The 12,039-nt window shown below is 66.8% G+C and carries 18 protein-coding genes; 4 read left to right on the top strand and 14 right to left on the bottom strand.

Going from position 1 to position 12,039, the window contains the following annotated elements; translation table 11 throughout:
* The 12 genes from J5474_RS09810 to J5474_RS09755 form a co-directional block, all read right to left on the bottom strand.
* Positions 1–573, bottom strand: a 573-nt coding sequence (locus J5474_RS09810) for an AAA family ATPase (protein ID WP_209360716.1), incomplete at its 3' end; no start/stop codon positions are given.
* Positions 570–1,319, bottom strand: a complete 750-nt coding sequence (locus tag J5474_RS09805) for a hypothetical protein (RefSeq protein WP_209360715.1) — start codon at positions 1,317–1,319, stop codon at positions 570–572. The genes J5474_RS09810 and J5474_RS09805, both read right to left, overlap by 4 nt.
* The gene (locus J5474_RS22765) at positions 1,316–2,167 is read right to left on the bottom strand and encodes a hypothetical protein (RefSeq protein WP_245216367.1); all 852 of its coding nucleotides are present in this window, start codon (positions 2,165–2,167) and stop codon (positions 1,316–1,318) included. The genes J5474_RS09805 and J5474_RS22765 overlap by 4 nt, the downstream gene beginning before the upstream one ends.
* Positions 2,164–2,379 (bottom strand): hypothetical protein, encoded by a 216-nt coding sequence (locus J5474_RS09795; protein ID WP_089388254.1) that lies wholly within the window; start codon positions 2,377–2,379, stop codon positions 2,164–2,166. The genes J5474_RS22765 and J5474_RS09795 overlap by 4 nt, the downstream gene beginning before the upstream one ends.
* Before the next feature lie 10 nt (positions 2,380–2,389).
* Positions 2,390–2,617, bottom strand: coding sequence for a DUF6511 domain-containing protein (locus J5474_RS09790; RefSeq protein ID WP_209360714.1), 228 nt, complete (start codon positions 2,615–2,617; stop codon positions 2,390–2,392).
* Between the two features lie 140 nt (positions 2,618–2,757).
* On the bottom strand, positions 2,758–2,988 hold the full coding sequence (locus tag J5474_RS09785) for a hypothetical protein (RefSeq protein ID WP_209360713.1): 231 nt from the start codon (positions 2,986–2,988) through the stop codon (positions 2,758–2,760).
* 79 nt (positions 2,989–3,067) lie between these two features.
* Positions 3,068–3,835, bottom strand: a complete 768-nt coding sequence (locus tag J5474_RS09780) for a hypothetical protein (RefSeq protein ID WP_209360712.1) — start codon at positions 3,833–3,835, stop codon at positions 3,068–3,070.
* A gap of 22 nt (positions 3,836–3,857) precedes the next feature.
* A complete protein-coding gene (locus J5474_RS09775; protein ID WP_209360711.1) occupies positions 3,858–4,715 on the bottom strand; it encodes an ATP-binding protein in 858 nt (285 codons plus the stop codon).
* A 104-nt stretch (positions 4,716–4,819) separates the two neighbouring features.
* The gene (locus tag J5474_RS09770) at positions 4,820–5,302 is read right to left on the bottom strand and encodes a hypothetical protein (RefSeq protein ID WP_209360710.1); all 483 of its coding nucleotides are present in this window, start codon (positions 5,300–5,302) and stop codon (positions 4,820–4,822) included.
* A 35-nt stretch (positions 5,303–5,337) separates the two neighbouring features.
* On the bottom strand, positions 5,338–5,691 hold the full coding sequence (locus J5474_RS09765) for a hypothetical protein (protein ID WP_093359520.1): 354 nt from the start codon (positions 5,689–5,691) through the stop codon (positions 5,338–5,340).
* On the bottom strand, positions 5,685–5,951 hold the full coding sequence (locus J5474_RS09760) for a helix-turn-helix transcriptional regulator (RefSeq protein WP_094022092.1): 267 nt from the start codon (positions 5,949–5,951) through the stop codon (positions 5,685–5,687). The genes J5474_RS09765 and J5474_RS09760 overlap by 7 nt, the downstream gene beginning before the upstream one ends.
* Before the next feature lie 202 nt (positions 5,952–6,153).
* Positions 6,154–6,837: a hypothetical protein gene (locus J5474_RS09755; protein WP_209360709.1), complete on the bottom strand. Its 684-nt coding sequence runs from the start codon at positions 6,835–6,837 to the stop codon at positions 6,154–6,156.
* A 116-nt stretch (positions 6,838–6,953) separates the two neighbouring features.
* On the opposite strand from J5474_RS09755, the gene J5474_RS09750 reads away from it, so the two are divergent.
* Positions 6,954–7,631 carry a LexA family transcriptional regulator gene (locus J5474_RS09750; RefSeq protein WP_209360708.1) on the top strand — a complete coding sequence of 226 codons (678 nt, stop codon included), beginning with the start codon at positions 6,954–6,956 and terminating at the stop codon, positions 7,629–7,631.
* Between the two features lie 41 nt (positions 7,632–7,672).
* Here J5474_RS09750 and J5474_RS09745 read toward each other — a convergent pair whose 3' ends face one another.
* The gene (locus tag J5474_RS09745) at positions 7,673–8,743 is read right to left on the bottom strand and encodes a helix-turn-helix domain-containing protein (protein WP_209360707.1); all 1,071 of its coding nucleotides are present in this window, start codon (positions 8,741–8,743) and stop codon (positions 7,673–7,675) included.
* The gene (locus J5474_RS09740) at positions 8,743–9,333 is read right to left on the bottom strand and encodes a hypothetical protein (protein WP_209360706.1); all 591 of its coding nucleotides are present in this window, start codon (positions 9,331–9,333) and stop codon (positions 8,743–8,745) included. The genes J5474_RS09745 and J5474_RS09740 overlap by 1 nt, the downstream gene beginning before the upstream one ends.
* A gap of 441 nt (positions 9,334–9,774) precedes the next feature.
* On the opposite strand from J5474_RS09740, the gene J5474_RS09735 reads away from it, so the two are divergent.
* Genes J5474_RS09735 through J5474_RS09725 form a run of 3 tightly spaced genes read left to right on the top strand, consistent with a single transcriptional unit; the run spans position 9,775 to position 11,929 of the window.
* Positions 9,775–10,227 carry a DUF2924 domain-containing protein gene (locus J5474_RS09735; protein WP_209360705.1) on the top strand — a complete coding sequence of 151 codons (453 nt, stop codon included), beginning with the start codon at positions 9,775–9,777 and terminating at the stop codon, positions 10,225–10,227.
* Positions 10,224–11,549 (top strand): recombinase family protein, encoded by a 1,326-nt coding sequence (locus J5474_RS09730; protein WP_209360704.1) that lies wholly within the window; start codon positions 10,224–10,226, stop codon positions 11,547–11,549. The genes J5474_RS09735 and J5474_RS09730 overlap by 4 nt, the downstream gene beginning before the upstream one ends.
* Positions 11,546–11,929: a hypothetical protein gene (locus tag J5474_RS09725; RefSeq protein ID WP_209360703.1), complete on the top strand. Its 384-nt coding sequence runs from the start codon at positions 11,546–11,548 to the stop codon at positions 11,927–11,929. Before J5474_RS09730 ends, J5474_RS09725 begins: the two co-directional genes overlap by 4 nt.
* The last annotated feature ends 110 nt before the right edge of the window (positions 11,930–12,039 follow it).

The following is a 12,039-nucleotide window of genomic DNA, read 5'->3' as shown; positions in this document are numbered from 1 at the left end:
TGGAAAAGCCCTGTCGCCTTCGAACGCAAGGTGGCCTAAACGAGCACTTGGGGCGGCACGAAATCGGGACAGGTCCACGATGAGCCGCGCGTCGGCGGCGTCGCTCTGCGGGTTCAGGGCGAAGCGCGGGTGCTTCATCGCCGAGAGCCCCTGGCGCATCGCTTCGATCGCAGCGTCGGCGGTAGCGCGCGCGAACCCGATGAGACGGAGGGCGTCGCGTTCGGCCAGCGCGATCTTTCGGGCGGCTTCCTCGATCTCCTCCTCGGTCGCCTCGATCACCGAATAGATCAGGCTGTGGATGGTGCGCGCCGGCGTGCCCTTGCGTGTCAGCACCAGCGCGGCCTTGCCGGTGAAGGTGGCGGTGACGACACCCGGCACGCATCGGCCGTCCCGCGCGCTGCGGTGGGGCGAGAGGCCCAGCTCGTCGAGCGCGAACTTCAGGACGGTGCTCTTGCCGGACCCGGCATAGCCGAAGAGGCGGAACACCTGCTGCTGCTCGGTGCGGGTTTCGAACCACTCCTTGATCTCGCGGATCGCGGCGGCCTGCGTGGCGGATGGGGTGAACTCGGTCATGGCTGGGGCATCTCCACTGCGTAATCCTTGACGATCCCACCCCGGGTTGGATCGCCCACCTCGCACGGACGAACGAAGACCCGGCGCCCGTCGGCGAGCTGCCGCCAGTGACCGCGGCGAATGTGCCAGCGCGGGCTGGCGTGACTGCCACCCTGCGGCGGTGTCGCTGCCTGAAGGCGCGCCGGATCGATGGCGACCTGGCGCCAGACCCACCCGCGCACGCCCTCGCGGGACAGGCGGGACCGTTTCGCGAGCGATACCTTGCGGTCGCGGATGTCCGGGGACGCGCCGAGGATGGTCAGCGCGCGCCAGACGATGCCGGCAGCGACTTCACCGTGACCGCGGACCGTCTCGTCGTGTCGCTCTGACGGGTTGCCCTCGATCTCTGCCTTGCCGTCTGGATGCATCCAGATCCGCACGAGGCAATCCGTCCAGCCGCGCGGCGCCCGCTTGCGCATGAGGAACGTGGCCTCGACGATGTCGCCGTCGGCGCGGGCGCAGACGATCAGGCCAGAGGGAGACGCGCGCTGCTCTCGCAACTCGAAGATCACGGACGGGTGCGGCAGCCGAAGCGGACCGGTAAAGACCCGGGTCATCGCGCGGTCGACGATATCGCCATCGAAGGCGGCCTGATCGTCGAAGAAATAGATCGGCGCGAACTCCGCCGCTCCGAGAAGGTCGGAGCACCAGAACCGGTCGCGATGCGCGCGCACGATCCGCTTGAGCTCATAGGCGTCGGGGATCATGGCCGGGGCTCCGCCCGTTCGCGGCTGAAACGCTCCACCGGAGCGTTTCCGGGACGCCGCTCTCCCCAGCACCGACCTGCCCAGGCACAGGGCGCGTGCCACTTGCCGGCCGCCATGCCGCCGCAGCAGAGGACAGCCGTGGGCTCGGCCGCAGCGCGCGGGAGCCATTCACCGGCCTCGGAGGCCCGCACCACGGCGACGGCGCGGTCCGACATCTCCTGCGCGAGATGCGCATCGAAGGGCACGAGCTCCGCGTGCAGTTCCATCGTGTCGCGGTTCAGCGCGGTGAAGAGCGCCGGCGCTGGCAGCTCCATGTAGGCCTGATAGAGGGCGATCTGGGCGGCGTAGACCGGCCGCGCGATGCTGACGCCGCGCTTGACCACGTCCTTCCAGCTGGCCGCCCCGAGAGCCTTGTTCTCCCAGAGCGCGGGATAGTCCATCGCGACGGGGCCCGAGACGAAGCAGCCGTCTATGTGGCCCTTGAAGCGTCCGCCGAGGGCTTCGAACCCGAACTGGCGGCCGTCGGGGCGCTCGGTCCGCAGGTCGAACCCGGCGATCCGGAACCAGCCGGCGACGATGTCCTCGGCCCTATGGCCCGCCTCGAAGATGCGCAGCGTGCGCGGCGCGAACTCCTGGCCTTCGTCCTTGGGCACCGCGAGAAAGTCGTACTGGATCTGGCGCAGGCAGTCGCGGCCGAGACCCGAGGAACTGACATAGGTGCGCGGACGCTCGGCCCGGTGGCGCGCGGACAGCGCGGTGTCGATGGCGGCGGACACCGCTTCCGCGATGGGCGGGCGTGGCGTATCAGTGCCATAGATGAAGCCGGACTTGTGGTTCAGGTCGATCATCGCTCGCGCTCCCAGAACCCGCCGGCCTGCGCGATGCAGGTCAGCTTGTGGAACTGCGCGTCCGTCAGCCGGGCGTTCTCGCCGAACCGCGCGAGCTTCTCGCGGAGGCTGTCGCAGAACTCGATCTCGAAGTCGGTGACGGCGTTCTCGGTGGCCGCCTCGAGCAAAGGTTTCCAGCTGCAGGACGCGGTGTCGTCGTTCAGGTCGATCATCACCGCGCTCCTAAAATGGGATCGGGTCGTCGAGAGCCGTGCCGGTGCGCTCCTTGCGCGCGGCCTGCTCCTGCATGCTGTCGATGTAGCCGGTGACCGCCGCCTCGATGAGGTGGTCGATGTCCTCGGCGCTGCGATGGAAGAAGGGCTCCATGAGCCCAAGGTCGGTAAGCGCTTCGGCGAAGAGCGTCCGCGCATCGCGGATTGCACGGGCCTCGCGCGCGGTCTTGTCGATCATGCCGTTGTTCCTTTGGGCGATGGCGCTGCCCACGTCCTGACAGCGGCGCGAGCAGAAGCGGTGGTAAGGGTGGCGATCCCAGCGGAGGCCGTGGCAGTAGCCGAAGCCGCGCGCCTCGCGGGCGCAGACGGCGCAGAGCGCTACCCGAGCAAGAGGGTCGCGATCGGGTCCTCGGGCGGCCAACCCGCCCTCTGGAGCTTTTCGGACTGCAGCACGATCCAGCGCGAGATCGCGTTGCTGGCCATGGCTTCGAGGTCGCCGAGGCTGAGGCTTGCGATGGGGGCGTGCAGTCTTCCTCGGGCCTCGAGCCATCGTCCGATCTCCAGCGCCGCCTCGCGCGTCACGTGCGCCTGCCATTCATCCGGGGTCATCGGCCCGGCAGGATCGCGCCGGGCCTCGGGCGGCGGCGAAGGCCGGGTTGACCTCCGCCGCCGTGCTGCCGACCGCACCTCACCCATTGAGCCAGGCGGGCATGCCGGTCGCCGGCGCTCCGCCCGGCGCGGACGCCGGCGGCTGCTGGGCGGGCGGTTGCTGTGGGGGCTGCTGTGGCGCTGGCGCCTGCGCGCCCCAGGCCGGGGCCGCCGCCGGGGCTTGCGGCTGCGCGCCCCATGCCGGCGTGGGCGCCTGCCAGCCCGGCGCCGGCGCGCTCGTGGCTTTCCGCGGCGGGGCGTTGACGGGCTCCGGGGGCACGGTTTCGCCGCGCATGATCGCGGCATGCTGCGGCTCGTCGGGCAGAACGACATTCGCGATCCGGTTCTGGTCGCGGTATTGGGGGTTGGAGGCGGGCTCCACCATGATCCGCGCGGCGAAGACGATGCCGTCGAGGTGCTTGAGCCCGGGCAGCACCCGCTTGGCCTTGGCGTCGGGACTTTCGTCTCTGGGATCGAGCCCGAGAGCGCTGTCGACCATCGCGCGAAAGGTGGACTTGGAGATCTTCCAGCCGATCGACTGGCCCTTCTCGTCGACCTTGCCGCCCGCAACGGTGAAGCTCTGCCAGAACTTCCGCCGGGCATGCGGGCCCTCGAGGATGGTGAACTCGCAGTCCAGCATCTTCGCGTCGCTCGACTGCGAGGCCTTCAGGAGCTTCGCGTCCATCGGGGTGGCGCCGTCGACGCCGCCGGGGCGCACGGTCAGGCGGACCTTGGCGAAGGTGCCGTCGGGGATCAGCTCGCCGATGGGGGCCATCTGCGGCTGGGCGTCGTTGAGATCGTAGCTCATGGATCTGTCCTTTGCGTCCGGATCAGGAAGGGATTGCGGATTGGGTGGGCGCGCGGCCACAGGTCTTAGCAATCAGCGCGCCGAGATCGGGCGGCTCGGTCGTGTCGAGGCGGCCGGAGCGGTCCTTGGCGGGAAGGCCCCAGGGATTGCCGGAGCGGCAGACGAGGCGGCGCTCGGCAGAGGTCTCGTCGAGGGTCCAGTCGCCCTTGGCGTCGCGGCCGAAGAGCTGCATCGAGACGACCTGATCGACGATGCCCGGCAACTCGCGCCCGGCCTTCGTGCCCTCCATCTGCGGCTGCCAGGTCGTCGCGCCGAACTCGTCGGTGACCTTCTCGAGCACGCCGACGAAGATCACAGTCTTGCCGCGGGCATGCTGCAGGTGCTTCAGCGCCTGGATCACCTCGCGGCCCAAGAGCCCGTAGGCGCCGCGGACATCGGGCTTCCCGGTCCGCTCGGAGAAGGCCTCCGGCTGCTGGCGGGCATAGGCCATGGCCTGCCGCGTCAGGTCGGTGATCGAGTCGACGAAGACGATCCGCTTCCGGGCAAGAAAGTCCTCGATGCCGGTGCCGAGATACTGCTGCTGCAGCCAGGCGTGATACTCGGCGCCATACCAGGACTTCGGATGCTGGGCCGGATCGTGGCCGCCGATCAGTACGGCGAGGTCGCGGAAATCGGTGAAGCTGCGCACCGGGATCGAGTCCCCGCGCCAGTCCTGCACCGACTTCATGCCGGCCTCGAGGTCGAGGCAGACGGTCTCCTCGGCGGGCAGCGTCTTCAGGAGCGTCGTCTTGCCGACGCCTGGCGGGCCAAAGATGGCGAGGGACGTCTTGTTCTCGGCGGCCGAGAGGCGTTCGTCGGCGGTGATGATGCGGAAGGCCATGGGATTCTCCGGAGGTTGCGTTCAGGGTGCGCGGCGGCGGGGGTGACCGGGTGCCGAAGGGGAACCTGCCCGGCGTTGCCGACCGGGCGTCCCGCCGCCGCGCTTCACCGGTCTCGAGCCTCGAGCCGGAAGACGGGTTTGCCGGTGGTCTCGCTGCGCGCGTCCGCGAAGCCCTCGCGCATCGCCGCGGGCCAGGCGCCGAAGCGCCGCTCGGGCACCCGGTAGGCGATCTCGAGATACTCGGTCGGATCGTCGCCGGCGGCGCGGATGCGCTCGGCCATCGCGGCGAGGCGGTCCTGATCCCAGGAGACCTTCTTCGGCAGGTCGGCGACGATGACGACGCCGTCGTCCTCGACGCGGACGGTGCCGCTGGTCTTGCCCTGAGCGGCCCGCTCGGCCGCGGCGGCGGCCTCGTAGCGCTGCGCGATGCCGGCCTCGAGCCGGTCCCGCAGCCGCTTCACGCGGGCGGTCTCGGCGAGCGCCGTCGTCTGCAGATCCAGCAGCATCTCAGGCGGCAGCGCCGCGATGTCGCCGAGGGCGAGACCTTCGAGGTCGTCGAAACGGGGGGTGTTTTCCGGGTGCGGCATGGCGGGGTCTCCGTTGGAAGGGAATGGCAAAGCCATCACGCGGCGCGCTCTTCGAGGAGCAGCGCCGAGAGCGAGGCGTTGGCGGCTCTGGGTCTGGGTCGCGCGACGGCGATGTAGGCGAAGCGGTCGGGGCCCACGCGCTCCTGCACGAGGTGGACGAGGCCCTTCTCGAAGGCGCCCAGCGCGGCCTGACCGAGGTCGGCGAGCTGGCGGCGCTCGGGCTCCGGCAGGGTCGAGATCACCGGCGTGACGTCGATCCCGAGAAAGCCGCGGTGATACTCGATCCGGGCGCCAGCCTCGGCCTGTGCGATCCAGGCGTAGAGCTCGACATCGGTGAGCTTCGGCGTCGCCACGCGGGCGCCGATCGGGGTTGCGGCGACCATCAGCATACCCGTGCGGCCCGCGCCGGGTCCGCGGTCAGCCGACGGGGCGAATGACCGACGCGCGCGACCGCCTCGCTGATTTTCAGGGCACGCTGCAGCTGGCTCTGCTCGAAGGCTTCGATATCGGCGAGCCGGTAGAGCACGCGTCCGCCGAGCTTGAGGAAGGCCGGTCCCTGGCCGTTGTAGCGCCAGCGTTCCAGCGTCCGGTGGGAGATCCCCCAGCGCCGGGCCAGCTCCTTCTGGTTCAGGCAATGCCTCTGCAGCATCGGTGTCTCCTCTCGTGTCGTCGTCGAGGAGACAGTGCGCAATTACGGTGTGGGATGTCGTGGGGACTGGCGGGGGATACGGAGGGGGATCAGTCGGTCCTTGCAGGACTGACTTTTGGCCGTTGGCGGGGCGCCGGCATCCCCCACCATCCCTCACCCATCCCCCTCCCGATCCCACAGGGACCGGGCGGACAGGGAGCGCTCAGTCGAGATTCAGACGGTATCCGCCGCGCCGGTCGGAGCGGATCAGCTGCCGCCAGTCCTTCTGCGACTTGAAGACGTCGGCCATGCGCAGGCTCTTCGAGCCGGCGCGCGACAGGATCGCCTTGCCGTTCTGCCAGGGCGCCCCGGCCTGCGCGGCCTCGTGCAGCGCGCGCACGACCTCCGCCTGGATCGGGCCCAGCTTGAACCGGCAGCCGTTGCAGCGAACCTCAAGGTAGTCGGCCGAGTGGATGAAGGTGGCCTCCTCCATCGGCTGCCCGCCCGGCGAGAACCCGGTCTCGACCTCGAAACGGGCGCGTTCATCGCGCCTTAGCAGCAGGTCGCCGATCATGACGAGGACGGGGTACGCATCGCCCCAGGTCTCCGCGTAGTCGGCCCTCGGCGTCCGAAAACTCGCGAGATGAACCTCACCGCACCGGAAAAGCTGGAACACATCACGGGCATGGAGATCGAGCAGGCCGCTGTAGTAGTTTTGCTCCCACGGCACCCGGCAGGGTTCGCCGTCCGCACCTTCCTCGTAGTCGCCGAACTCCATGGGCACGCCGAACACGCGAACCGACAGCCGGAGCTTGTCGTTTTCCGCGAGGTAGATCAGGTCGGCCTCGGTGATCTGCCACCGCTCGAGGATCTCGGGGAGCGTGAAGTACGATTTGTCGATGTGCATTCACTGCCCTCCGCGCCGATTCCCGTGTAAGATGTTTACCGTCTGTTCTTATTCGCTTGACGAGCTCTGATCAATCCGATTTTATCCTATTACATCCACAGATGGGTGGGGATGACATGACCGAGCACCACACGCTTTCAGACCGGCTCAGGGCCCGGGCCAACCAGCTCGGCATCAGCCCAGCCCACGTCGCCGAGATGGCCGGCGTCAACCGTTCCTTCGTCTACGACATCCTCCGCGGACGCTCGACGCGCCCCGGCATCGACAAGCTGGCGGAGGTCGCGCGCGTGCTGAAGGTGGATCGCGACTGGCTGATCCACGGGATCGGCGATGTCGAGGGCACACCGCCCTTCATCGAGAACCCGGACGAGACCTTCGTGTCCATCGCGCATGCCAGTCCTAGACCGTCGATGGGCGGCGGGGCCGTGGTGGAGGACCATGGCGACACCGCCGGCCGCGCCTACCACTTCCGGCGCTCCTGGATCCGGAACAGCCTGAAGGCCAGCCCGTCGCAGCTGCGCATCATGCATGTCGAGGGCGACAGCATGGCGCCGACACTGCTCGACGGCGACGCGGTTCTCGTGGACATGACGCGCCGCGCCCCGAACCCGCCAGGCATCTTCGTGCTCGATGACGGCATGGGACTCGTGGCCAAGCGGCTCGAGCATATTGCCAACAGCGATCCGCCCGCCGTGCGCATCATATCCGACAACAGACTCTACAGCCCATACGAACGGAGCGCTGGAGAAATCCACATCGTCGGCCGTATCCGCTGGTTCGCGCGCGAGATTTGACGCGATCATAGCGCTGTAAGTCTGCAACCGTTCCATAGGGCCTATTTCACCACTCGAAGTCGGGGTGTGGCTCCTGGCAGCGGATGAAGAGCTCGCAGGTCTTCTTCGCTTGAGCGGAGCGCTTGCGCGAGATCGGACAGGCCGTAGCCGAGTTCCTCGAGATGCAGCCTTACAATCTCCGGAAGGACGGTGGGAATTTCGACCTTGAGATCGAGCTCGGGCGGCTCCGTTCTGCGGTAGCCCATCGAGCTCATCTGCCGCCAGAGATACTGGCTCTGGTTGTCGGTAATCGCGCCGATCTCTTTTGCCCGGTAGAGGAGCGCTGCCATGGACACGCGCCAAACCGGCTTCAATGCGGCGAGCCGCTGGATCGTAAGGCGCCGGCCGGAAAGGTGGGGACGAACATCGCGCGCCGGCATGAGAAGCGCCGACGCGAACTCGTTCGCCTCGTCTTCCATTTCCGGCGACGGCACCTGATGCATGACAACATGCCCAAGCTCGTGCGCGAGGCTGAACCGCTGCCGATCAGCCGGCATGTTGCGGTTGAGGAAGATGCACGGTGGCATGTCCGGTATCTGAACCGTGAAGCCATCCACCTTGAGCGCGGCGAAGTCGCAATGGACGACGATGCAGCCTGCTCGTTCCACCCATGCGACAAGTTCACGGATCGGTCCCGAAGGTGCGAGCCAGGTGCGCCTGATGAGATCCGCGATGCGTTCGGGGTCGCCACCGTATTCGTCGACATCCAGACGCGGAAGGGACAACTCCGGCTCCAGCTCGGCTGCATCGAGCAGTCTTCGAATATGCAGAATCCTGATATTGAGTTCGGCTTCCAGGCGCTCGATCGCCTTCTGCCCAACACTCGCCCGTTTCCGGTATTGCACGCTCATCGGAAGGCCAATGACCCGGTCGTTCTGGAAGAAGAAATCGACGGGGAAACTCAAGGCTTCGCTGACGCTCTTCAACACGTCTTCGGTCGGGCCGATCAGCCCGTTTTCGAGTTTCGAGAGATTTGCCTGTGACACCCCTGAGCGTGCGGAAAGCTCTGTCTGACTCCATCCCCGCGCCTGCCGCGCTATCCGCAGCAGGTCCTGATTAAAATCGGCGGGCATCAGTCTTGACGCTTCTTGCGGTCGTCCGCGGCGCCCTTGAGCTTGACGATGGACGCAGCAGGACGCTCGGGTTTCGGCTCGGGCAACGGCAACGGAACCGCGGCCTCGCCCGCATCCAAAAGGCTGTATTCCCACGCGATCTGATCGCCGTTGCGGGCGACCACGCAGATGTCGTCGATCTGCGTTTCAAGACGATTGAGTTTGTAGACGACCTCGACGCGTTGGACCTCCGGCAAGCCGAACAGGTCCTCGTCATGATCGTGAAAAGCGAGCGCCAGTTGCGTAGCGACATTTGACGAGCGGCCTGTCTCATCAGCTTTCTTAAACCGAAACAGCACTGTGTCCCGCACGAGGAACTTCATCGTTTCGTGGCCGTCGATCACATGGACGGCATCATCGCCAAGAAGGGCATTGTTCGCACGTTCGATGATCTGCTCCCAGACGAAATTCGCGCGGCTGCGTTTGTAACGCCAGACACCGTTGCGATCGCTGGCCAGCCAGTCCTCCCACGCCTCTCGGATCGCGGAGACGATTTGCTCGCTGATTTCGTCCAGAACGGGACGCACGGTGGCTTCGTTAGGAATCGGCATGCTCGGGCCTCACTTGTTTTGATGGAGGATAGCCGGGTCGATTTACAGAAACAACCACAAATTATTCACACCATCATTCACGCCAAGTGGCGATGGCTCCCTGAGTACCGCAGCGACCCGCACACCCACTTACCATCGACTGCGCGGGCTTACGCAGAAACCCCTTAAGCCATTGATTCCTATTGTTTTCGGAGGGTGCATGGGTAGCGTTTCCCCCATGCAAAACGCGCCGACATATCCGCGGCTGGGCTCAAACCCGCTGCCGTCCGACCAGATGACCCCAGCCGAGCGCCGCGCCGAGCTATGCGGCCTGCTGGCCCTCGGGCTGATCCGGCTGCGGCACCGAGAGCGCGGCGAGCCCTCTGACGATACTGGAGAAATTCGCCTACACTCTCCGGCTGACCGATGCCGTCATGCAACTCCAACTCACCGGAGAACCGCATGACGACCCACGATCCAATTCCCGCGCGCCTGGCCGCGCTGAATACCGCCACGACGCCGGAGCTGAGGGCGCAGTGGCGCGACCTGTTCGACAGCGAGCCGCCGCCGTTCAACCGCCGCTACCTGGAAAGCCGGCTGGCCTACCGCATCCAGGAACTCGCCTATGGCGGGCTGAAGCCCGAGACGATCCGGCGGCTGGAGCGGCTGGGCGAGGAACTCGACGGCGGCGACCGGAAGAAGAGCCGGATCCGCGCCGACACCATGCCCATCGCCGGGACCCGGCTGATCCGTGAGTGGCAGGGCGTCGAGCATGCCGTCACCGTCACCGCGGACGGCTTCGAATGGCAGGGGCGGCCCTACAAGTCTCTGTCCGCCATCGCGCGCGCGATCACCGGGACGCGCTGGAATGGCTGGGTGTTCTTTGGCCTCAAGAACCGGAGAGCGCGGACATGACAAAGGCCCCTGCGAAATCAGGAATTATCCGGAAGCAGCGCTGCGCGATCTACACGCGCAAGTCGTCCGAGGAAGGGCTGGAGCAGGAGTTCAACTCGCTCCACGCCCAGCGGGAGGCCTGCGAGGCTTACATCGCCAGCCAGCGCTCCGAGGGCTGGGTGCTCGTCCGCGATCAATATGACGACGGCGGCATCTCGGGTGGGACTCTGGAACGGACCGGCCTGAAGCGACTGCTGGAGGACATCGAGGACGGGCTCGTCGACGTGGTCGTCGTCTACAAGATCGACCGCCTCAGCCGCTCGCTCGCCGACTTTGCGAAACTGGTCGAGGTGTTTGACCGCAACGGTGTGACCTTCGTCTCGGTGACCCAGTCCTTCAACACAACCACCTCCATGGGCCGGCTGACGCTGAACATCCTGCTCAGCTTCGCCCAGTTCGAGCGCGAGGTCACCGCCGAACGCATCCGCGACAAGGTCGCCGCCAGCCGCAAGAAGGGCATGTGGATGGGCGGGGTGCCGCCCTACGGCTATTGCGTCGAGAACCGGAAGCTGGTGGTCGACGAAGAGCACGCTGAGCACGTCCGCTGGATCTTCGCCCGCTTCCATGAGATCGGATCGGGTACGGAACTGGCGCGGGAGGTCGCCAAACGCGGCATCCGCACGCCCCGCGGCAACCGGATAGACAAGAAGTACCTGTACCGGATGCTCAATAACCGCGCCTACATCGGCGAGGCGGTGCACAAGGGCGAGAGCTACCCCGGCGAGCACGACGCGATCATCGACCGCGAGACTTGGGATAAGGTTCACACCATCCTACAGGAGAGCCCCCGCAAGCGTGCCGCGCGCACCCGCGCCGACACGCCTGCGCTGCTGAAGGGGTTGCTGTTCGGCCCCGATGGCGCGGCTTTCTCGCCGACCCACACCCGCAAGGGCGACAAGCTCTACCGCTACTACGTCAGCCAGACGGTGCTGAAGCATGGCGCCGGGTCTTGCCCGGTCGGCCGCGTGCCGGCTGGCGAGATCGAGGCCGCCGTCATCGACCAGCTCCGCGCCGTGTTCCGCCAGCCCGAGATCGTGGCGGGGACGTTCAGAGCGGCGCGGACGCTGGAAGACGACATCAACGAGGCCGACGCCTGCGCAGCCCTGCAGCAACTCGACCCACTTTGGGACGAACTCTTCCCCGCCGAGCAGGCCCGCATCGTGGCGCTGCTGGTCGAGCGCGTCGACATCGGCGTGGATGGCTTGAACGTCCGGCTACGCGTGGACGGCCTTCGTGGCCTCACGCGCGAGTTGCTGGCCGGCGATATCGAGGCCGCAGCATGACACTCGGCGCACCGATCACCGACACCGTGACGCTCCACGTCCCATTTCGCGTCGTGAAGCGCGGTGGGCGGAAGGAGATGCAGATGCCGGACGGTGCCGTGCAGCCGCGCCGGACCGAAAACACGCTGATCAAGGCTCTGGCGCGCGCGTTCCGATGGAAGCGGATGTTGGAGTCGGGTGAGTACGCAACAATCGCCGAGCTCGCGGATCGCGAAGGCATCGCGCTCTCCTACATGACGCGCGTCCTGCGCCTGAGCCTGCTCGCGCCCGACATCGTTGAGGCGATCTTGGACGGCAGGCAGCGGCCAGAGGTGACGTTGGCGCGGATGTTGGAGCCATTTTCAATGGGGTGGATCGAGCAGCTACAGAACCTCACCTGATTGCTGTGGCAGCCTGCTTTCTGAAGCCGCCAGACCCCAGCTGGACGACCGAATTTGGCTTGAAGCGGACATCGACCAGGTGATGGTCGAGCGGCCACTCTGAGCAGCGG

Source organism: Sagittula salina (genome assembly GCF_017813235.1).
In the GTDB taxonomy this organism is placed as follows: domain Bacteria; phylum Pseudomonadota; class Alphaproteobacteria; order Rhodobacterales; family Rhodobacteraceae; genus Sagittula; species Sagittula salina.
This window is presented reverse-complemented; position numbering and strand designations above follow the sequence as displayed.